Source organism: Vibrio genomosp. F10 str. ZF-129, from assembly GCF_000287055.2.
In the GTDB taxonomy this organism is placed as follows: Bacteria; Pseudomonadota; Gammaproteobacteria; order Enterobacterales; family Vibrionaceae; genus Vibrio.
Window position 1 is genome coordinate 24,558 of record NZ_AJYQ02000030.1, and the last position, 22,543, is coordinate 47,100.

Below are 22,543 nucleotides of genomic sequence, written 5' to 3' on the forward strand. Positions count from 1 at the left end.
GCACTTCATTTTATTTAGCTTCTAACTTGAACTTCTAACCATTGCTTTAATTGCTTACGGGACACTTTAATACCTGACGCGAATAATTCAGGCGGTATCAAATAGTAAGCAACTGGCCACTTAAACTTTTCTAACCTTTTTTTTAAAAAGACATCCATCTCTATTTTGGACGGTAAGCTTTCAGCATCAATAATCGCTACTGGTCTATAGCCAAACTCTTTATCAGTGACTGGAACAACAAAAGCTTGGTTTATCACTGGGTGACGGTTTAGCTCCGCTTCTATTTGCTCACAATGAATATTTTCGCCACCCGAGATGAATTGGTTATCAACGCGGCCAATAACCCGTAATTCATTGTTTTCCCAGCAACCAAGATCTTTGGTATCAAACCAACCGTCGTTATCGATGATCGGCGTGATATTCCCTTGAAAAAAATACCCTGCCGCTAACGTATCACCACCAACGAAGATCCGTTGATTTTCAATTTTTAGCTTCCTGTTTGGTATGACACTGCCTGCCGTCGAACTGTTATTCACCCGCTTTGCTGTGACCGTTGACGCTGCTTCCGTCATGCCATAACCAAGCCACGCATCAATGTGTAATTTGGCACACTGCGCTGTCAGGCTTTCTGGAATATGGCTGCCACCCAGTAACACGCGCGTTAAAGTCAACGGTTGTTTCATCTCGATCAATCGGCTCAATTGTGTCGACACTAACGATGCGTGGGTGACATCTTTAATGTCAAGGTTGAGATTCCCTTGCCCTACTTTTAAGCAGCCACCCGCAGAGAGCCATCGATACAAGATCGCCAATCCAGACACGTGATACAGCGGTAAACTCAAAAGCCAGGTATCGCCAAAGCCGTAATCAAATTCTTGCAATAGCCCACTGGCTGAAGCGAAGTGTTGAGCAAAGCTATGGGCGAGCGCTTTTGGGGCACCAGTAGAGCCTGACGTGAAAATGATCGATGCTATATTTTTGGTGTTGAATGAATCGACTGAGTTGTCTCCATCAACACTGATGCCGTTATCCGATTGATTTCCATTGATAACTAATCGCGTGCAGAGGGTATGCAGAGTCTGTTGCTCTTCGACTGTAAAGCTCTGCCAAACCGTGTCTGTTAACCAAACAAGCGGTCTTGCTTCTCGCTTATACAAACGTTCAAATTTTTGCTGAAGTAATGCCAAAGGTTGTGGCATGGTCAGCGCGCCGATGGCGCCAATATGGCAGCACGCCAAATACACGAACACGATTTCAGGCTGATTTTTACCAACGATAGTGACAACATCGGATCGCTCTACACCTTGAGCATTTAACTGGTGTGCATAAGCCAATACTTCTTGCCACAGCTCATGCCAATTATAGCGTCTGGTTGGTGTAACTAGCGCACAAGATAATGGGCTCTGTTGAGCCCATCTTTGAATGCTTAACGAAGTCGTTGACACTAGGATTGCCACATCACTTGTTGATCGCTGAGTTTGTAGATTGGCAATGTTGAACCAGGCCAAGCCGTCTCTAACTGGCACTGAAATAAATTTAAAGTATCGAGACCTGGAACTTCATCTGGCAATAGCCATAAAGAGAGACGCGCAAGCTGATCAAGCCCAAGACTCGATTCAATACTTGAGCTGATCACGGCTTGAATACCTAGTGTATTAGCCTTTTCAATCAGGTTAATGCAACGTGTAACCGAACCAATCAGAGTCGGTTTAATCACTATGGCTTTTGCACCGGTTAAGTCTTCTAAACAGAAATCACGTTTTTGAATCGCGTGCTGCAAGGTTTCGTCCCACGCGATGGCGATACCAGAGTCAATGGCAAACGAAAAGCTGTCGCCAGGCACCAGACAAGGCTCTTCTAAGTAGTGAATACGCTGACGCAGTGAAGGAGCTATGTACTTAGCGAATTTATGCGCTTTTTCGAGCGACCACGAGCGATTCGCATCTAAACGCAGTGACAGATCGGGTATCGATTCAAGCAATAAGCTGACGATCATGCCATCACGAATTGGTTCATACAGCCCCACTTTGACTTTGGCTACCTTTTTGCCTTCCATCGCGCTAAGTACCGGTAATACTTCATCAGGATCACCACTGCACAAAGGAGCAGAGCGATAATTTCCCTCTTTCGGTAACTCGCCAGCCAGCTCTAGTTCCGCCATTGATAACCCAAAGGCGACAGAAGGATAAAGTTCATCATAATCAGCATTCTGCCCAGCTACCCACAACTCAAGCTGTTTCTGAGCTTGCAGCCCTGCTTCTTCCGTTGTTTCGACACTAAAGCCAATTAAAGGAGAAATTTCACCTCGACCGACCCGACCATTTTCCGTCAGTTCCACGATAAACCCAACACGCTCTGTGAGCTTATGATTTCTTAGAACTACACCGCTATCCATAGGTAACTGATAACGATAAAGCTTAGCTGATTTCATATAAGATTCCGCTGTGATAATGCGCGAGCGCAACTAGTGCATAGACCATCAAACCAGGTCATAAGTTCACTCTTAATCGTAGATAGCCATTGTCTAAGAGTGTTTTTCTGCTGCGTTTTTTGAGATTATTTTGCTTAACGTACTAAAGCAAAACGTACTAAAGCAAAACAAGCATAGTCGGCAAAGTACGCAAAGGTGGTTTTATTCACATAAACACACCTTTGCTGACCAATGCTGTGCTGGCTTACTCAAATTTATTAAGGGTTACGAGGGAACTTATCAAAATCTGGACGACGTTTTTCATTAAACGCATTTCGACCTTCTTGGCCTTCTTCTGTCATGTAGAACATCATCGTCGCATTGCCTGCCAGTTCTTGAAGACCGGCTTGGCCATCACAATCCGCATTAAGGGCCGCTTTTAAACAACGAAGGGCCATTGGGCTGTGCTGAAGTGTCTCACGAGACCAACGAATCGCTTCTTTTTCAAGATCGTCAACAGCAACCACCGTATTCACTAATCCCATATCAAGCGCTTCCTGGGCATCATAGAATCGGCATAAAAACCATATTTCACGCGCTTTCTTTTGGCCGACAATTCTCGCCATGTAAGACGCGCCCCAACCACCGTCAAACGATCCGACTTTAGGACCCGTTTGACCAAATTGGGCATTTTCAGCCGCAATGGTTAAATCACACATCATGTGCAAAACATGACCGCCACCCACAGCCCAGCCAGCGACTGCAGCTATGACAGGTTTTGGACAAGTGCGAATTTGACGTTGAAAATCAAGCACATTGAGGTGATGCGTACCGCTATCATCTCGGTAACCACCGTAGTCACCACGAATCTTTTGATCACCACCAGAACAGAAGGCTTTCTCACCCAAACCCGTGAGGATAATAACGCCCACTTGTTCATCATAGCGAGCATTGGCCAATGCATCGATCATCTCTTTTACCGTTTGTGGGCGAAACGCATTATGAACTTGAGGACGCGCGATAGTAATTTTCGCAATGCCATCGGCGGATTTATGATAATGAATATCTTCATACTCGTTGGTGCAATCTTTCCATTCAACGGGTGCGTAAAGCTCTTCTTCGGTAATGCCTACTGTCTTTGCCATTTTAATTATCCATTTGTCCGATTCGTGCTCTGCTAATCGAGCATCAATTACTGTTTCGTGATCAATGACCGTTTTGTCATCAATAGCTATTTCGTAAAGTTCTTTATCTGTTGCGCAAATACATGTGGGCTTTCTTGATGCACATTATGCCCTGCGCCTGAAACAAAATTAAATGACAACCCGCTCGTGCGCGCTATCTGACTAAATTTATGGTCATTCTCACCGCAAATGTAATGCATGCGTATGGGCTGTTTTTTAAGTGCAGTTAACAAGTATTCTTGCTCGGCTAATGAGGTTGCAAGTAGCATCTGCGCAATTGCAGGGCCAAGATTAGCATTGCGCTTTAGCTGGAAGATTTGTTTCTGCTCATTGTTTAGTGAAGAAAAAACACCTTGCTGATACCAGTCGATTAACACCTGTTCAATTGGCTCATTATTGAAGCGATTTGCCCAGCCTCGATCATTGACCGCTCGTGCAAGCTTTTGGGCTGTGCTCTCTAATCCCAAGTGGCTCCCTTCTACGATGAGCCCTTGCAAATTAAGTATCGAAAACAAACCATTCGCCACACCGTGCATCGCAACCCTCCCCCCCATAGAGTAGCCAATCATGACCACTGGCTGGTTGGGCGCGAGTAATGCTGAAACAGTATTGGAAATCATATCGCAGCAATCGTCAAAGCCTGTACATGTAATATGTGCACTTTGACCATGACCAGGAAGGTCAATTGTCAGGCATGAGTATTCCGTTAGCTGTTCGATACTCGATTGCCAATCATCGCCATTTCCGAGTAAGCCATGAAGAAAAACCAATGTCGGTTTGGTTGTGTTACCCACATAATGATGTTCACTATGCAGCATGCCGTCGTTCACTTTATTTTCCACAATCTCAGCTCCATAGGCTTAGCTCCATTGACCAAGAGCCATAAAATGAGGGCCATAATCTAGGCATCATGAAGTAAACGGGAAAATTCGACGAGTTGTTCTGAGGCTTGATTCGAAGGCGTTATAACCTCGACAACCAAGGCACCACAGCCCTGATTAAGGTGTGTTGAGATACTGAGCAAACATTGAGATAGCGTATTTGGCCTATCGTAGGCCAAACCAAACTGCTTTGCTGCGTACTCAAACTGATAGCCATGAGGCATTTGATATAGGGCTTCTTTTTGCTGTTTGGGCACGGGTAATAAATCAAAAATTGCCCCGCCATCATTGTTGGTCACAACGATCACAACCGGGCTCTTTTGATGGCTTAATAACGCCAAAGAGTTCAGATCATACAGCAATGAAGTGTCACCGATAAATACCAGCATGGGTGTTGATAAGGCTCGTTGAACACCCACGGATGTCGCGACTAAACCATCAATCCCTGACGCGCCTCGATTAGTATGCACACGGAACGAGTCAATCGATGAAAACATATCAACCAAGCGCACAAAAAGACTGTTTCCGAAGAATAACGTCGCCTCTTTAGGTACGTTTTTTAATAATTCAGGTATAGCATAACTCAAGCCAACTTCAGTCAAACAATCACCATGTTCTAAAAACGCGTTTGCTTTTGTCGCGACCACACGGGAAAGAACTTGTAACGCATCGCCCCAACCAGCTGTTTCGCTTTTTCCAGACAATGGCAATTGAGATAGCTGATTGAGTTGCCATTGGCACCAGTCAGCGACCTCAGAGCGATAATGGGTTTGCTGTAGATGTGACTGATTATTTCGATCGGCACTTGGGTCTACATAAATGTAGTCACAAGATGAGGTGGAGACGTGCTGATCTAGCCACTGGTTTAAGCGCTTAGAGATAATTCGAGAGCCGAACTGAATAACGGCAGTACATTGATTCAATAAATTTTTTTCTGGGTGAGAGGCGCTTGATAATTGTAACCACACATCATAGTGTGCCCAATCACTACTCACCCCAGATTGTGGGTCACATAAAACCGGCCAACCCAATCGGTGCGCAAATTCAATAGCCGAGGCTGCCTGATCCCGTTCAACACGGCCAATGATCACTAAGCCTTTTTTTGAAAAAAGATCCGTACAAAACCGATGTGGATACTGAGCCTGAGTGCCATATTGTAGACAGTAAGGTTCGTGGCTTTGACGCCATCCAGATACCGTTTCCTGGTAATCTTTAAACAGTGTCTCATCGACCTCTCCATACAACGGCTCTGGAAAGGGACAATTGATATGAACTGCAGAGCCCTGTTGCGCTTGCTGGTGCATGACCTCATCGAGGCTAGAAAGAAGCCAAGGTAGACCGAACTGCTCAGATGGACTGGGTAGATTAAGCTCCGCGCGCGTATGCGGTGCAAAAATACCACGTTGCTCGATAGCTTGATTAGCACCGCAGCCCACCAATTGCTGAGGTCTATCGGCACTTAACACAACCAGCTTTTCCCCAGTCAATTTAGCTTCGGCGATAGCAGGCAGCAGGTTAGCTACGGCTGTACCCGACGTCACGATAATGGCAACGGGAGAATGGCTTGCCTTCGCTAGGCCCAACGCCAAAAACCCGAGTCCACGCTCGTCAAAATGAGTGTGAATATTGAGTTGCTGATTGGCATCGGCTTCGAGAGTTAAAGGGGTAGAACGAGACCCCGGTGCAATGCAAACTTCCGTCACACCAAATCGTGTTAATTCTTCGAGTATGACACGGCACCAAATACGGTTCATCACCGCTTGGTTGTTGATCATGATGCGACCTCAACCAGTGGCGGCGCATCGGAAAACAACGACAGTAATGTGGACATTTTTTTGTCTAGCTCTTGCCATTCATGGCTGGCGACAGAACCTGGAACAATACCCGCACCAGCGAATAATTGAACTTGCTCATTCACCACCAACGCACTGCGTATCGCGACGCAAAACTCGGCTTTTCTATGGCTCACATAGCCCACTGAGCCGGCGTACCATCCTCGAGCAAAGGGCTCATTATTGCGAATAAACGCCATCGACTCTTGTCGAGGAAGCCCAGCAACGGCCGCTGTCGGTTGTAGCGCACTTAGCAACTGAACCCCGTTGGTTCCTTTCGTTAAATGAGCCCGAATGCTGCGCTTCAAATGCTGCACTTTTCGTAATCGAATCAAGCGTGCATCTTGCTCCACATGAATCTCTTCCGAATGAGGGGTTAATCGTTCGACAATATCATCAACCACATATTGATTTTCATTCAAATTCTTTTCATCTTGCGCCAACCAATTCGCCAATTGCATATCTTGTGTGGCGTTGACTCCTCGGCCAATCGTACCGGCCAATGCTTCGGTATGCAGCTCTTGGTCGAATCGAGAATATAAACGTTCTGGTGTTGAACCCATGAAGCTATGCTTCTGGTCAAGAGACATCAAAAAATGAAAGCTATGGTGATTCTGGTTATAGCTTGCTTTGAGCAATTGCGCTGCGCTGACCGGCTTATCTAATTGAAGCACCGTCTTTCTTGCCAATACCACCTTTTTAAAGTCACCTGACTCAATACCATCAAGCACTTTATCCACCAAGTGCTGCCACTCATGCTCCGTTGGCGTATGATCAATATGATTAGTATGTGAGGATAATGACGGCAAGGGCACCACATCGCACTGAAGTTTGCGTAGTGACGTTAGCGTTCTATTGTTATCAGGTGTGATATTGACGGCAAGCGCCCAGGAATCATCAAAACGAATCAGTTCTATTTGCGGCAGAAAGAAAAAGGACGGCATACATCGACGATTTTTTTCAGTGTTACCATCAAAAGAACGCCCACCCCAAATTCGTTGATCCTCACCTAATATCGCATAAGCGGGGGCTGGATCCGAAAATGTGTACAACTGCCCCAGTGCAACCACTTCTTCACGAGTGTCTCTCGATTGCCAATAGAATTTGGGAAAAATAGGTTGCGCTTCCAACCAGTCGATAAAAGCAATGTTCGGGTTTTCCTCAAGAACTTGAACTAGACGTACTTCACCTTCTTTGGCGCACTTTACACGTTCAATAAGTTCACAAACTGCTTGATGAAAAGAAGACAATTCAACCTCGTATATCGATGATATTGCTATTATTAGACGGCTACTTTATTTACAGACTCCGTTCAAATCAAGGCTGTAGCTCTATTTTTACATATTCCTGTGATAAGAAACGTACAAAGATCAATCATCACCAAAATAAATACCAGATTTTCATTCTATCAAACCCGAAATTGAGATACTTTAAATATAGATTTGAATCATTTTTAGGGATTATGCAATGCAAAATATCGAGATGTCATCGAAACTCGATAATGTCTGCTACGACATTAGGGGTCCAGTACTCAAACATGCTAAACGCATGGAAGAAGAGGGGCATAAAATTCTTAAACTTAATATTGGTAATCCCGCCCCATTTGGTTTCGATGCCCCAGATGAAATTCTTGTTGATGTTATTCGTAATCTTCCGACCTCTCAAGGGTATTGTGATTCGAAAGGCATTTACTCTGCGCGTAAAGCCGTGGTTCAACATTACCAACGGAAAGGCATCCACTCTTTGGATGTGGAAGATGTCTACATTGGCAATGGTGTGTCTGAGTTGATTGTCATGGCGATGCAGGCGTTACTCAATAATGGCGATGAAATGCTAGTACCGGCGCCTGATTACCCTTTATGGACCGCTTCTGTTGCTCTTTCTGGGGGTAAAGCCGTCCATTATCTCTGTGACGAAGAATCTGACTGGTACCCGGATCTTGACGATATAAAAAAGAAGATTGGGCCTAAAACACGTGGCATTGTTTTAATTAATCCAAACAACCCCACTGGCGCGGTTTATAGCCGTGATTTTTTACTGGAAGTGATTGAAATTGCCCGTAAGCACAAGCTGATCATTTTCGCTGATGAGATTTACGACAAAGTTCTCTACGATGGTGCCACTCACACTTCTGTGGCGACGCTCACAGAGGATGTTCTGGTTGTGACCTTTAATGGGCTATCAAAAGCGTATCGAGTCTGTGGCTTCCGTGGCGGTTGGATGTTCTTAACTGGGCCTAAGCATCTTGCTAAAGGCTATATTTCGGGCTTAGAAATGCTCGCTTCCATGCGTTTGTGTGCCAATGTGCCGATGCAACATGCGATTCAGACAGCACTTGGTGGGTACCAGAGTATCAATGAGCTTATTTTGCCAGGTGGACGTTTATTAGAGCAACGTGACAAAGCATGGGAACTGATTAACCAAATCCCAGGCGTTTCTTGCGTTAAGCCAAAAGGGGCAATGTATCTGTTCCCGAAAATTGACACCAAAAAATACCGCATCAAAGATGATCAAAAGATGGTACTCGACTTCTTGATTCAAGAAAAAGTATTGTTGGTACAGGGAACTGGCTTTAATTGGCCAAAACCGGACCACTTCCGAATCGTCACTCTGCCTCATGTTGAAGACCTAGAAATCGCCATCGGACGATTTGAACGATTCCTTTCAACCTATAGCCAGTAAGTACACAGGCTAATAAGTACATAAGCCAGCAAGTATATGGGCTACCGTAGCGATACATCCCATTTCGGTGTTTCTAAATGGATACATTTTCATAGACTGAGAGAGTGTCCATTTTTGTTTAGGTGAAGTTCATATAGTCTAGGAAGTGTGGATCTTTCGAGCTGATTTTTACAAAAGTTAACCGCGAAAGATCCACACGCCCTAGCTCCCTAAGCTCAGGATAATTTAATGATATTCAAGGATGTTTATTATTATGAAAGAGAATGATTCCCCAAAAGAAAGCCACTTTTTCGCGCATCTCGCTCGTATGAAACTGATTCAACGCTGGCCGTTAATGCGTTCGATTTCAACCGAAAACATTTCCGAGCATAGCCTTCAAGTTGGGTTTGTCGCCCATGCTCTCGCCGTGATTAAAAATAAAAAGTTCAATGGTCAACTCAACCCGGAACGCATCGCCATTTTGGGAATGTACCATGACACCAGCGAAGTACTCACTGGCGACCTCCCCACCCCTGTTAAGTATTACAACGAAGAAATAGCCAAGGAATATAAAAAAATCGAAGCGGCAGCAGAAAAAAAATTGTTATCGATGCTACCAGAGGAGTTTCAACAAGACTTCGCTCCCTACCTTGTCACCCAAGAAGCACACCCTGAAGACGCGGCGATCGTCAAACAAGCAGATACAATCTGTGCTTATCTTAAATGTTTAGAAGAACTCAGTGCCGGCAACCATGAATACGCACTAGCAAAAAAGCGCCTTGATATCACACTAAAAGAACGACGAACCGAAGAGATGATCTATTTTTTGAATACCTTCGCTCCAAGTTTTGAATTATCACTGGACGAAATAACGTAATTGTCCACCGTTTGGGTAAGACTTAGCTACACTTTGATTAATCACTAAAAACTTTGATTACAAATTTATAGGTATTATGTGTCAATAACGAGCGACCAAAAATTACTACGGTTAATTAAGTACTTACCAATGGTCATCATTGGGCTTTCTCTTCTGGTACTCATTACTATCGTGTTATCAGCCAATCGAACGGCCTTAAAAGAAGATCTTGCCACCCTTCATACTGGGTTTTATCAAACACAGCGTGACACAATCCAATACCGAGTGGCGAATGTCATAGAACAAATTGAATTTGAAAAATCAAACACAGAGAACATCCTAAAAAACGATATCAAAAACCGGGTTGATGAAGTAGTAGCTGCGGCAAATAATATTTATGCTCAAAACCAACACCTCGACAAATCCATCGTCAGTAAAATGATCACCGATGCTCTAAGGCCGATACGCTTTAATAACGATCGCGGATACTTTTTCATCTATCAGCTCGATGGCACCAATGTTATGCACCCCATTTTGCCTCATGTTGAAGGAAAATCGCTTTGGGATTTGCAAGATGCCCGCGGCGCCTATGTCATCAGAGACTCGGCAGAGCTAGCACAAACACAAACCCAAGCATTTCACCGCTGGTGGTGGGTTAAGCCCGACGCCATTGATCAGGAATTTGATAAAATCGGCTACCTCTCACTATTTAAGCCCTTTGACTGGTTCATCGGTGCTGGTGAGTATGTTGTGGATGTTGAAGAGGATATTCAACATCGTCTAATACAGCGGTTTTCAGATTATAGTTATGGTGAAGGTGGTTACATCTTTATTATGAACAGTAAAGGCGAATTGATCTCGCATCCCAACCAATCCCTGATAGGGGTAGATAGATTGGATGCCCAAGATGGTAACGGAACGTATTACGTACAGGAACTGATTAATCAAGCGCGTAATGGCGGCGGCTTTGTCGAATACCAATCCAGTTATACCCCTGTTGGCACCATGACCCCCGATAAACTCAGCTATGTGAGTTACCTGCCCGATTGGGACTGGGTAATCGGCACGGGTGTGTATACCGAAAAAATAGACAGTTTTCTTGCAGAAAGAGAAGCGTTGATCCAGCAAAAAAATTCGGAAGAAGTATTGAAGATCACTTTTCTAGGCGTCGTGGTTTCTCTAGTATTGGCGGCTCTGTCTTTATTTATTGGTAATACGGTTGGCCGTCGATTTTTACGCTTACAACATAAGATTAACCAAGATTTCCACGAGTTAGAAGAAACCAAAAATCAGCTTCAATATCTCGCGCTTCACGATAGCTTAACTAAACTGCCCAATAGGGTCTTCCTCATCGATTTTATTAATCAGCAAATTAAGCAGTGTCAAGGGAATGGAAAATACACCGCCATCATGTTTGTTGACCTCGATGATTTTAAGAAAGTCAATGATGCCTTTGGGCATTCAACTGGCGACCAACTTTTGGCGCAAATAGGGGCGAAATTTGAAACCTTGCTTAACCAGAATGAAATCGTGGCTCGGTTTGGTGGCGATGAATTCGTCTTCTGTTTTTCTAACCTTTCTAATGTCTTAGAAGCGGAAAATCGAGGTCTCGAGATTTGTCAGATCTTCCAGGAAGAGTTCCTTATCGCCGGTAAAGTTATTTCATCGAGTTGCAGTGTGGGTGTCTCCATCTACCCGCAAGATGCTCGTGACGCAGAAGATCTTATTGCCAAAGCCGATACGGCACTTTACACATCAAAAGCCCGTAAGAAAGGGAACGTATTATTTTATGATGAGTCTATTAACCGCCAAGTCCAGTATGAATTAAGCCTTGAGAATGAGCTTCGCTGCGCTCTAAAACTTGGGGAACTCTACATGGTGTACCAACCACAAATCGACTTAAACACAGGGAAGTTACAGAGTGTTGAAGCACTGATTCGCTGGAATAATCCGCTGCTTGGTCATGTGTCCCCTGTTGAGCTTATCCGAAAAGCCGAAGAGATCGGGCTTATCCACGAAGTGGGTCTGTTTGTTATCGAACGCTCGTGCCAAGAGATCATCAATCACTATCCAAATGGTGATGACAGCCTTGCTCTGTCAATCAATGTGTCACCTAGCCAACTGATCGCCAAAAACTTCATTCACGATTTAACATCAACGGTGGATAAGCTAGGTATTGATCGACACCGAATCACGGTAGAAATCACTGAAAATGTGTTAATTAATGATTTGGAGATAGTGACGCCGATACTCAAACAACTTCGCGAGAGTCAATTCTCTATTTCTTTGGATGATTTTGGTACTGGGTTCTCATCACTCAGCTACCTGTCTAATTTGCCAATAACGGAGATAAAGATCGACCGAAGTTTCATCGATAAGCTATTGGTCAGCAAGCAAAGTGACGCCTTGATTAAAGCCATTATCGCAATTGGTGATTCACACTCGTTAAAAGTAGTCGCAGAAGGTATTGAGTCTTTAGAGCAATACCAAAAACTCAATGAATACCAATGTAATTTAGGTCAAGGATACTATTTTTCTAAACCTATCCTTATGAATGAGCTTGTAAACTACCGGAATGACCGTACATTAGCTTAGAGGTGAACGCTATTGTTATTATCGCAATCGGGAGCCATGTATTTCGGTGATAAGTATTTCGGTGATAAGCATCCAGGAAAAAGGACAGTAGGCATGGATACAGAGATCAGCCCTCTTTGGCAAGATAGACACGATGATGAACATAAAATTAGGCGCGATGATCACCGAAGCCCATACCAACGTGATCGAGCGCGAATTTTACATTCTGCGGCGTTTAGGCGACTACAGGCTAAAACTCAGGTACATGGTAATAGTGTGGATGACTTTCACCGCACCCGCTTGACTCATTCCTTAGAAGCGGCACAACTCGGCACTGGCATTGTCGCTCAGTTGAAAAAGAAACAGCCCAAATTTAAAGACTTACTTCCCTCAGACAGCCTTATCGATTCTCTCTGTTTAGCGCATGATATTGGGCACCCTCCCTATGGACACGGAGGCGAAATCGCTCTCAATTATATGATGCGTGATCATGGTGGATTTGAGGGTAATGCGCAGACCTTCCGCATTGTCACTCAGCTCGAACCTTATACCGAACATTTTGGTATGAACTTGTCTCGCAGAGCCTTATTGGGGCTGATTAAGTACCCGGCCTTTTTGAGCCAAACTCAAGCCAAAGCAAAGCCTAAAGCCACCTTTGATCAGCGCCGCTTAAAAGCAACCGACTGGCTTCCTGCTAAAGGTATTTATGACTGCGATAAGCATTTCTTTAATTGGGTTATCAAACCCCTTTCAAAAAAAGATCAGGCGTTACTGTGCGAACTTCGCAGCGCCCCTTTATCGAGCCACCAACACAGCAAAACTCGTTTCAAATCTTTAGATTGCTCCATCATGGAATTGGCTGATGATATAGCCTATGGTGTTCATGATCTTGAAGATGCCATTGCACTTGGCATGATTAATCGAAACCAATGGGTAGAAGCCGCAGCCAGTCGATTATCAGAATGCGGAGAGCCTTGGTTTGAAGCGCATATTGCCTCAATTACTGAGATGCTATTCTCAGGAAAACACCACCAACGTAAAGACGCTATCGGCGGCATGGTGAACGCACTACTCACCAGTGTCACCATTCAATCCGTCGATGCTGATTTTGAGACCCAGTTACTGGCCTATAATGCGTATTTAGATGTAAATATGAGTAAAGCGCTGAATATCTTAAAGCACTTTGTCAGCCAGTACGTGATTCAAATTCCGCAAGTACAGATTGTAGAATACAAGGGCCAGCAAATTATTATGGATTTGTTTGAAGCGCTCAGTACCAACGCGGAACGCCTACTTCCTGACGTTGAAAAAAGTAAGTGGCAACTCTCGAAAGGAGACCCTAGCCAAAAGCTGCGAGTGATCGCTGACTATATTTCCGCAATGACCGATGGCCACGCGCAGCGGCTTCATCAACAATTGTTTTCCAACACATAGAGTGAAAAGCTACAGACTAAGCTAGTCGTTAAGGCTACGGAGATAATTTCGCTCGAAAACCCCTTCTGGCATCTGATCTATTTGAAATTGAATCATGTTGTCAAAAGTGGCCAGTAGCGGTGAGAAATCTTGCTCTGGCTGCAAGATACTGAGTAAGTGATACCCAGCCTCCACTGTAGACAGGCTATTGTCACTCGGCGCTTTTCTGATACGGTAATTCCCTTTCAGCCCTTTAGGTAAATGCAGCATCGGAAGAGCGTGTAAGTTAGCGGACAATTGCCACATTTTATACGCTTTCTTCCATGTGCCATCCAGCAAAATGACTCGAAGTTTTGTTGGATTACCATCACTCCTTTCTTCCTCTCGGTCTTGTCCGGCATCATCGGTGAGTAATGTTGACACACAGCGTGATTGATCACAGGGGTACATAATGTAATGGGCGTAATCGGCATCATTCAATAACGCATTGAGTTGACGATCTTGGCTAAAGTCTTCACCAATAAAACTGTGACTGTTCCCCAAGGATAGCGTCAAAATTTTCGCCGTTCCCATCGGTCTTTGTACTTCGCTAGAATGTTGTAGGATGATCAATTCCACATTCGATGGTAGTCTTTTGATCCAACGACAAATACAAGCTTTGTGTGATTTTCCACATTCTAAACAATATCGGTACATATCTTGCGCGTTTACCTTCTTTTATCTGTCATCAGCATTATCTGCTTAGGCTTACAATTTGAGCCATTAAGCTCTTACGTCGAGTGGAATGCTGCTGCCATTCATTCTGGACAATGGTGGCGGATCCTAACAGGAAATTTCACTCACACCAACTTTGCTCATTGGGCCATGAATCTTATTGGATTATGGTTTATTGGCTTCATTTTTAAACCTAACCTTCTAACCCTACTCCTCCCTCTATTGCTAACCAGTATGGCCGTTGGCATTGGCAACCTATTTACCGACATGCAGATCTATGTAGGACTATCCGGATCGTTACACGGGCTGTTTGGCTACTACGCTCTGCGCGAAAGCTTACACGGGCGTAAGAGCAGTGGGTTATTAGTGTTCGGATTAATGGCGAAGATAGTATGGGAGTTCAGTTTTGGGGCGTCTACAGTGACCAGTGATTTGATTGATGCTCGTGTTGCCATTGAATCGCACTTATTTGGTGCTGTCTCTGGGCTTTCACTCGCTTATTTCTCTCATTGGTACGGTAGAAAAAAAAACGCCTAACCGTCATTCACTGTTAAGTGTTCTGGCTAGGCGTTTAAGCTTGAATGGCTGTTTTTTATTACATGGTTTAAATAAGCCATCGGCTTTAGTTAAACAATCGGCTTTTGCCCGCGGCTGATCAGTTTCATTAATACATTGTCTGCGGCTTCACCTGCAACGCCAGCTAATTTGTCGGTTAACTTCTTTTTCTGCACATAGTGAATAGACAGAACGGTTTTATCTTTACACGCTTCCACGACAACATCATCAGACGTTCTGATCTCATCAACCAAGCCCAGCTCTTTCGCCTGTGTACCAAACCAGTGTTCGCCAGTGGCCACTTTCTCAAGATCGAGTTCTGGGCGACGTTCACGAATGAAGTCTTTAAATAAGCCATGTGTTTCTTCCAGCTCTTGCTTGAATTTATCACGGGCTTTATCGCTGTTTTCACCAAACATGGTCAATGTACGTTTGTATTCGCCTGCTGTTAACTGTTCAAATTCAATATCATGCTTTTTAAGCAGTTTATTGAAATTGGGTAGCTGAGCGATCACACCGATCGATCCAACAATGGCAAACGGTGCTGAGATAATTTTATCCGCGATACACGCCATCATATAACCGCCGCTCGCTGCGACTTTATCAACCGAAATACTCAGTGGTAAGCCAGCGGCTTTAATACGATCCAGTTGAGACGATGCCAAGCCATAGCCATGTACCATGCCACCACCAGACTCTAAACGTAATAAAACTTCATCGCCTTCTCGCGCCACCGCCAAAATAGCCGTCACTTCTTCGCGTAATGACGCCACTTCTTTTGCATCAATGCTGCCATTAAAATCCAACACAAATAAATGCGACTCTCGTTTTGCATCCAACTCACCATTTTTGACGGCTTGTTTTATCTCTTTCTCACGAGATTTTGTTTTTTCTTTGTCACTTTTCTTCTCGGCTTTATCACGGGCTTTAAGAAAAGCGTCATCATGTAAGTGATGCTCAAGTTGTTCAACACGTGCTTTGTGCTGTTCGGTCAAATTAGTAATCTCTAGCTCACCTTTATCACCGCTGCCTTTACCACCAACGGCTTTAGCTATCACTAAAATCGCAATAATCGCGACGACGACAGTCGCAATCTTGGCCAAAAATAGGCCATAGTCCAACAAAAATTCCAATGTCATTATCCTCAAATGTACGAATTAGTGTATTGTTCGTTCTACTCGGTTATTGTAACCGTCTTATCGCATAGAAAAAAATAAAATCACGACAATAAGGAAGCTTACGGTGGATTATTCAGTTTCTGCAAACGCCCTCAAAGACAAAGTTATCCTCGTTACAGGTGCTGGCGCAGGCATCGGCAAACAAGCAGCCATGAGTTTTGCCGAACATGGCGCGACGGTAATTCTGCTTGGCCGTACCGTTAAAAAACTTGAGCACACTTACGATGAAATCGTTGAAGCGGGTTATTCTCAGCCAGCCATTGTGCCTTTAGACATGAAAGGGGCAACAAAACAGAACTACATTGATATGGCCGACACGATTCGAACGCAATTTGGTCGTCTTGATGGTGTTTTGCATAACGCCAGTATTTTGGGGGTTATCAGCCCTTTCGCTCAAATTGGCGAAGATTCCTTTGATGATGTGATGCAAGTGAACGTCAAAGCTCAATTTTTGATGACTCAAGCGCTGTTGCCATTGCTGCTGGAATCTGAAGATGCACGTGTCACCTTTACCACCTCAACCGTTGGGCATTCTGGCCGCGCTTACTGGGGAACGTATGCGATGTCGAAGTTTGCTACCGAAGGCATGATGCAAGTCCTTGCAGATGAGTTAACCGATTCTCCCGTTCGTGTTAATGCGATCAACCCTGGCGGCACTCGTACAGGAATGCGTGCTAAAGCTTTCCCTGCAGAAGATGTTGAGTTACTCAAAACACCAAAAGATATTATCCCTCTGTACCTTTACTTAATGGCGCCAGAAGGAAAAGACATTCACGGTCAATGTATTGATGCCCAGCCCAAATAACATAACACCTGTGTTGCTCTAAAAAATAAAAATGCCTTGTTACGCTTAACAAGGCATTTTTATTTTCTGCTTATTTTTTCTGCTTAATGCATAGACGCTTACCCATTTTACAAGGGTCAAGTGCACTCTCATTCCAATCTTTTTATTGCTGCTTTTAATACATGATATATACTGTATGTATATACAGGTGATTTTATGCGTGAATTGATAGAAAAACTCAAAAATAATCAGCTGATATGGCAAGGTACCCATACCCCCGTATCAGGTGAATACCTCTCTACGGGCTTCAATGTTCTCGATCAGAAGCTAGAAGGCGGCTACCCAAAACATGGCGTGGTTGAAATTCAATCGCTCAGTGGGATTGGAGAAGTACGCTTGATCCTACCTCACATAAAAAAAACAGAATCGAAACGATTATCTGTCTTTATTCAGCCTCCTGGTTATTTGTGTGCAGAGCAACTTGAAGCCGAAGGCATTGATAACAAAAACGTACTCATTATTTCACCCCACAATCACCAACAGGCGTTATGGGCGGCAGAACAATGCTTAAGAAGTGGCGCGTGTAGCCGAGTCTTTTTATGGAACACGGATCTTGAAGTTCATCAGGCAAGGCGGCTTCAAGTAGCCAGTGAAGAAGGCGACTGCTTGCAGTTTATTTTTCGCCCTCCACAAAAAGGGCGATTTTCGCTTCCCGTCAATTTAAGTATGACCCTGTTCCCTCATCGAAATGGGCTCGAAGTGACCATCACCAAGCGAAAGGGAGGCTGGCCTCAAGGACGTTTTATCCTATCGATGGATCACTTATGGCCAAGTTTAACCCTGGATCAGGCTTCCCCAGTCATTGTTCCTTTCCCGTTACGAAAACAAGGTTGAATCGTGCAGCTGTGGCTCTATTTACATTTCCCTCATTTGCAACTTGATGCGCTGTTTTCTGAGCAGTCGGAAGCGCCCTTAGTGATTGTCGATGAAAAGAAACATCAAATAGTGCAGCTCAATGATGCTGCGCTAAATCAGAGCCTCAATATTGGGATGGGATTAGGCAGCGCAGCCACCTTGTGTTCCCATTTGCAAGTGCACGCTTATGACGTTCAAACAGAACAGCAAACGTTAACTCACATTGCTCAATGGCTCTATTTGAAAACATCAGACATCACCCTTTTTCCACCTAAAGGGATACTGTTAAAGGTGTCCAATATGCTGTCTCTCTACCACGATTTAGACACCTACTGGCAAATAACCTGTCAGCACCTTGAACAGCTTAATTATCGCTATCAGTTCGCCACTGGTTTTTCCCCTTTCTCGGCAATGTTGCTGGCAAAATCGGCGAAAAACCGCCTTTATGAAGATAAAGAATCCATCATGGCACAGATCAATAACCTTCCTCTGTCCATCAGTGACCTCGATAGAAAACAAGTAGAACAACTTCGTCGTATTGGGATTGGTACATTTCAAGAGCTTCTCTCGCTGCCCATGCAAGAGCTTGCCAGACGCTTCAACATTGATCTGGTGAATTACGTGGGTCGCCTGTTGGGTCAGTTCAAACATCCGGTCACCTTTTATCACCCACCAGAAACCTTTGAGAGCCACTTAGAGCTGCTGTTTGATATTGATAACGTGCAATGGATTGAAAGACCGTTAATGAGGTTGCTCAAGCAATTAGAGCGCTTTTTAACATTACGAAGCCAGGTAGCTTATGAGTTGTGCTTAATCCTATATTTGAGAGATCACAAAGAACAGAAGATTTCTTTTACATCAGCAAGCGGAGACTACCTCTCAGATAGGTGGTCGGTGTTGTGCCATTTGTCTTTAGAATCATTAGCCCTCAATGCCCCTACCCACAGTATGAGGCTGATCATTGTTCGATACGGCGATCGCCAAAACGCGACTCAAGATATTTTCTGTGGATTTAAGGGGCAGCAGACAGAGTTAGAGCTGATCTCTTTACTGCAAGCCAAGCTAGGTAACGACACTCTTTATAAAGTGCATAAAACCCATGACCCAAGACCAGAGAAATCCACCGCTTTCTACCACCCAAGTAATCCGCCTATAACAACGAAATCTATGCCAACTAAGTCTATGCCAATTAGGTCTCAATCAGCGTCTTCCCGATTTCGCCCGACGTTCATGTACTCCTCACCTCAACCGCTCACCGAGAAAGCCAATATCATCAGTGGGCCTGAACGCATCGTCACAGGCTGGTGGGATGGCAATGACATAATCCGTGACTATTTCATTGCTCGTAGTGCTGAAGGTCGCTGGCTTTGGCTTTTTCGAGATCAGCAGAAAAACTGGTTTGTTCACGGTCAATTTAGTTAATGTTGATATGAAATACGCCGAACTTTTTTGTCAGAGTAACTTTTCTTTTTTAACCGGTGCTTCACATGCGGAAGAGTTGGTGATTCAGGCTGACTTTTTACGTTATCAAGCCATAGCCATTACCGATGAGTGCTCTGTCGCAGGCGTGGTTCGTGCACATACGGCCATCAAAGATCACCATCTTGCTATCAAACAGATCATTGGCAGCATGTTCTGGCTAAACGCTGAATGCCAGCTGGTATTGCTTTGCCCTAACCGACAAGCCTATGCCGAACTGTGTCGGATTATCACCAATGCCAGAAGACGCGCTAACAAAGGAGAGTACCAACTTTCAGAGTGGGACATCATGTCGGTGCAACATTGTTTGATCATTTGGTTACCTTGCCATCACTCCATCGACCGCCATTGGGGAAAATGGCTTAATCAACACCACGCTGATAGGCTATGGCTCGGTTTGCAGCGTCATCTCAATGGGAATGACAAAGAGTACACTGCGCACTGCCAAACTCTAGCCACCGAATTTCAGTTACCCATCACCGCTTGCGGTGGCGTGTTAATGCATACTGCAACAAGGCTTCCTTTACAACACACACTCACCGCAATTAAACATGGCAGCACACTAGATGCCATCGGTGAGCATATGTTAACCAACACAGAAAGAGCGCTGCGTAGTCAGGAAAAGCTGGCTCGAATATTCAAGCCTGAGTGGCTGGCTGAAACGGAACATATTGCTCAACGTTGTCAGTTCGATTTAGCGTCTTTGCGTTATGAATACCCGAGCGAACTCATTCCTAATCAAATGACGCCTATCGGTTATTTACGTCAACTGACCGCGCAAGGCAAACACTTACGATTTCCAAATGGCGTACCTGATTCCATAGATCAAATCATTGAAAAAGAACTCACGTTAATTGAACAACTCGATTACGCGTTCTTCTTCCTCACTATTCATGACATCGTTATGTTTGCCAAGAGACAAGGCATTCTTTACCAAGGAAGAGGATCCGCCGCCAATTCCGTTGTGTGCTATTGCCTTGAAATTACCTCCGTCGATCCAAGGCAAGTCTCGGTATTGTTTGAACGTTTCATCAGCAAAGAGCGAGCTGAGCCACCAGATATTGATGTGGACTTTGAGCACGAAAGACGCGAAGAAGTGATTCAATATATTTATAAGAAATACGGTCGAGAGCGTGCAGCCTTGGCCGCATCGGTGATCTCTTATCGTTTGAAAAGTGCCATTCGAGACATTGGAAAAACACTCGGTATTAATGACACTCAATTAGATTTTTTCATTAAAAATATTAACCGACGAGATCACCAATTGGGGTGGCAGGCTCAACTTATTGAATTAGGGCTTAAACCCGACTCATTAAAAGGCGAACATTTCATTACGCTCGTCAATGACATCATCGGGTTTCCACGTCACCTCTCTCAGCATGTGGGAGGCTTTGTTATTTCCTCTGGCCCTTTGTACGAGCTTGTCCCTATTGAAAACGCAGCAATGGATCAACGTACGGTGATTCAGTGGGATAAAGATGATTTAGAAAGTCTTGGGCTACTTAAGGTCGATGTGCTCGCGCTGGGTATGCTCACTGCCATTCGTAAGTGTTTTTCACTCATTCAGCAATATCATGGTCAATCGCTCTCTATCGCGGATATTACCCGAAAAGAAGACGATCCCAATGTCTATGGCATGATACAACGCGCCGATACCGTTGGGGTGTTTCAAATTGAATCACGAGCACAAATGAGCATGTTGCCACGGCTTAAACCCAAGTGTTACTACGACCTAGTCATTCAAATAGCAATTGTTCGTCCTGGGCCTATACAGGGCGATATGGTGCATCCATTTTTGAAACGGCGTGACGGTATTGAGCGCACCAGCTACCCATCAGAAGAAGTCAAAGAAGTTCTGTCGCGCACAATGGGGGTCCCTATTTTTCAAGAGCAGGTCATTAAACTCGCGATGGTGGCGGCTGGATTCAGTGGCGGTGAAGCCGATAAACTTCGACGAGCAATGGCCTCATGGAAAAAAAACGGTGAACTGTTCAAGTTTAAAACGAAGCTCCTTGATGGGATGCTAGCTCGTGGCTATGAACTCGATTTTGCTGAAAGGATATTCGATCAAATTTGTGGGTTTGGTGAATACGGATTCCCAGAAAGTCATTCCGCCTCATTTGCTGTTTTGGCGTATTGCTCGGCTTGGTTAAAATATTACTATCCAGAGGCTTTTTATACGTCGTTGCTCAATAGCTTACCGATGGGCTTTTATACCGCCTCGCAACTGATTCAAGACGCCAAGAGGCACCATATCACCGTATTACCCGTATGCATTAATCATTCAGATTATGATCACCTTGTGGTGGCTCATTCCTCTGTGTTGGCGATTCGTTTAGGATTACGGCAAATCAAAGGGGTTACGCAAGATGGTATGCAACAATTGATCAAGGCAAGACCACCTCAGGGTTATCAATCCCCATCTCAGCTGCAACACATTGGTATCAATAAACGAGATATAGAGCTATTGGCCTCTGCGAATGCCATGCACTCATTCGCCCATAATCGTTACCAAGCCCGTTGGAGTATGATGGACTCCATTACCGACTTGCCCCTTTTCCAGCACGAGATCGAGACTGAAGACGACAAGATGCAAAACCATCCTATTCAAAACCATCGCCTTGAGACGCCAAGTGATATGCAGACATTAATGGAAGACCTCTCCTCAACCGGTGTCTCTCTCGATCTGCACCCCATCACTCTCCTCGATAATGCGCGTCAGTTAAGCCCGTTCACTCGCATGACAGACCTGATGAACAAAGATCATCAATCCATGGTGACGGTGGTTGGATTGGTCACAGGAAGGCAGTCGCCAGGTACTGCGGCTGGGGTGACGTTTTTCACCCTAGAAGATGATACCGGCAACATCAATGTCGTTGTCTGGAAAGCGACAGCAAGAGCTCAAAAACAAGCCTACTTAACCGCAAAGATATTAATGGTAAAAGGGATATTAGAAAAAGAAGGTAATGTCACGCATGTCATTGCAGGGCGATTAATCGATCTCACCCAGCATTTTGAGCACCTAGATACTCGATCCCGAGACTTTCATTAAACTTGCAAGAAAATTAGGGAAAAGAAATTTACCGGGAGCAATACATTCCCGTTGA

The 22,543-nt window shown here is 44.5% G+C and carries 17 protein-coding genes; 9 read left to right on the plus strand and 8 right to left on the minus strand.

Annotation, left to right across the window (positions count from 1 at the left end):
• Positions 1-14: 14 nt before the first annotated feature.
• The 6 genes from menE to A1QO_RS04590 form a co-directional block, all read right to left on the minus strand.
• Positions 15-1,445 carry an o-succinylbenzoate--CoA ligase gene (gene menE / locus A1QO_RS04565; protein ID WP_017040631.1) on the minus strand — a complete coding sequence of 477 codons (1,431 nt, stop codon included), beginning with the start codon at positions 1,443-1,445 and terminating at the stop codon, positions 15-17.
• Positions 1,445-2,431 (minus strand): o-succinylbenzoate synthase, encoded by a 987-nt coding sequence (gene menC / locus A1QO_RS04570; protein ID WP_017040630.1) that lies wholly within the window; start codon positions 2,429-2,431, stop codon positions 1,445-1,447. Before menC ends, menE begins: the two co-directional genes overlap by 1 nt.
• 257 nt (positions 2,432-2,688) lie before the next feature.
• Complete coding sequence (gene menB / locus A1QO_RS04575) at positions 2,689-3,555, minus strand: 1,4-dihydroxy-2-naphthoyl-CoA synthase (RefSeq protein WP_017034024.1); 867 nt, start codon at positions 3,553-3,555, stop codon at positions 2,689-2,691.
• Between the two features lie 86 nt (positions 3,556-3,641).
• Complete coding sequence (gene menH, locus A1QO_RS04580) at positions 3,642-4,412, minus strand: 2-succinyl-6-hydroxy-2,4-cyclohexadiene-1-carboxylate synthase (RefSeq protein ID WP_026026996.1); 771 nt, start codon at positions 4,410-4,412, stop codon at positions 3,642-3,644.
• Positions 4,413-4,495: 83 nt separating this feature from the next.
• Positions 4,496-6,250 carry a 2-succinyl-5-enolpyruvyl-6-hydroxy-3-cyclohexene-1-carboxylic-acid synthase gene (menD, locus tag A1QO_RS04585; protein WP_017040628.1) on the minus strand — a complete coding sequence of 585 codons (1,755 nt, stop codon included), beginning with the start codon at positions 6,248-6,250 and terminating at the stop codon, positions 4,496-4,498.
• Positions 6,247-7,557 (minus strand): isochorismate synthase, encoded by a 1,311-nt coding sequence (locus A1QO_RS04590; RefSeq protein ID WP_017034027.1) that lies wholly within the window; start codon positions 7,555-7,557, stop codon positions 6,247-6,249. Before A1QO_RS04590 ends, menD begins: the two co-directional genes overlap by 4 nt.
• A 217-nt stretch (positions 7,558-7,774) precedes the next feature.
• On the opposite strand from A1QO_RS04590, the gene A1QO_RS04595 reads away from it, so the two are divergent.
• From A1QO_RS04595 to A1QO_RS04610, 4 genes are all read left to right on the plus strand, one after another.
• The gene (locus tag A1QO_RS04595; protein WP_017034028.1) at positions 7,775-8,989 is read left to right on the plus strand and encodes a pyridoxal phosphate-dependent aminotransferase; all 1,215 of its coding nucleotides are present in this window, start codon (positions 7,775-7,777) and stop codon (positions 8,987-8,989) included.
• Between the two features lie 241 nt (positions 8,990-9,230).
• Positions 9,231-9,845, plus strand: coding sequence for a 5'-deoxynucleotidase (gene yfbR / locus A1QO_RS04600; RefSeq protein WP_017040180.1), 615 nt, complete (start codon positions 9,231-9,233; stop codon positions 9,843-9,845).
• A gap of 129 nt (positions 9,846-9,974) precedes the next feature.
• Positions 9,975-12,419 (plus strand): bifunctional diguanylate cyclase/phosphodiesterase, encoded by a 2,445-nt coding sequence (locus A1QO_RS04605; RefSeq protein ID WP_017034030.1) that lies wholly within the window; start codon positions 9,975-9,977, stop codon positions 12,417-12,419.
• Between the two features lie 93 nt (positions 12,420-12,512).
• On the plus strand, positions 12,513-13,832 hold the full coding sequence (locus tag A1QO_RS04610; protein WP_017040179.1) for an anti-phage deoxyguanosine triphosphatase: 1,320 nt from the start codon (positions 12,513-12,515) through the stop codon (positions 13,830-13,832).
• A gap of 21 nt (positions 13,833-13,853) precedes the next feature.
• On the opposite strand, the gene A1QO_RS04615 is transcribed toward A1QO_RS04610, so the two are convergent.
• Positions 13,854-14,507 carry a tRNA-uridine aminocarboxypropyltransferase gene (locus A1QO_RS04615; RefSeq protein WP_026026466.1) on the minus strand — a complete coding sequence of 218 codons (654 nt, stop codon included), beginning with the start codon at positions 14,505-14,507 and terminating at the stop codon, positions 13,854-13,856.
• Positions 14,508-14,510: 3 nt separating this feature from the next.
• On the opposite strand from A1QO_RS04615, the gene rrtA reads away from it, so the two are divergent.
• On the plus strand, positions 14,511-15,062 hold the full coding sequence (gene rrtA / locus A1QO_RS04620; RefSeq protein ID WP_017036952.1) for a rhombosortase: 552 nt from the start codon (positions 14,511-14,513) through the stop codon (positions 15,060-15,062).
• A gap of 89 nt (positions 15,063-15,151) precedes the next feature.
• On the opposite strand, the gene sohB is transcribed toward rrtA, so the two are convergent.
• The gene (sohB, locus tag A1QO_RS04625; protein WP_026026943.1) at positions 15,152-16,213 is read right to left on the minus strand and encodes a protease SohB; all 1,062 of its coding nucleotides are present in this window, start codon (positions 16,211-16,213) and stop codon (positions 15,152-15,154) included.
• Between the two features lie 109 nt (positions 16,214-16,322).
• On the opposite strand from sohB, the gene A1QO_RS04630 reads away from it, so the two are divergent.
• The 4 genes from A1QO_RS04630 to A1QO_RS04645 all read left to right on the plus strand — a co-directional run bounded on the left by A1QO_RS04630 (position 16,323) and on the right by A1QO_RS04645 (position 22,488).
• Positions 16,323-17,063, plus strand: coding sequence for a YciK family oxidoreductase (locus tag A1QO_RS04630; RefSeq protein WP_017036954.1), 741 nt, complete (start codon positions 16,323-16,325; stop codon positions 17,061-17,063).
• 195 nt (positions 17,064-17,258) lie between these two features.
• Positions 17,259-17,936, plus strand: a complete 678-nt coding sequence (gene imuA / locus A1QO_RS04635; protein ID WP_017036955.1) for a translesion DNA synthesis-associated protein ImuA — start codon at positions 17,259-17,261, stop codon at positions 17,934-17,936.
• A gap of 3 nt (positions 17,937-17,939) precedes the next feature.
• Positions 17,940-19,379 (plus strand): Y-family DNA polymerase, encoded by a 1,440-nt coding sequence (locus A1QO_RS04640; RefSeq protein WP_017040177.1) that lies wholly within the window; start codon positions 17,940-17,942, stop codon positions 19,377-19,379.
• A 7-nt stretch (positions 19,380-19,386) separates the two neighbouring features.
• Positions 19,387-22,488 carry an error-prone DNA polymerase gene (locus A1QO_RS04645; RefSeq protein ID WP_026027035.1) on the plus strand — a complete coding sequence of 1,034 codons (3,102 nt, stop codon included), beginning with the start codon at positions 19,387-19,389 and terminating at the stop codon, positions 22,486-22,488.
• Positions 22,489-22,543: the final 55 nt, after the last annotated feature.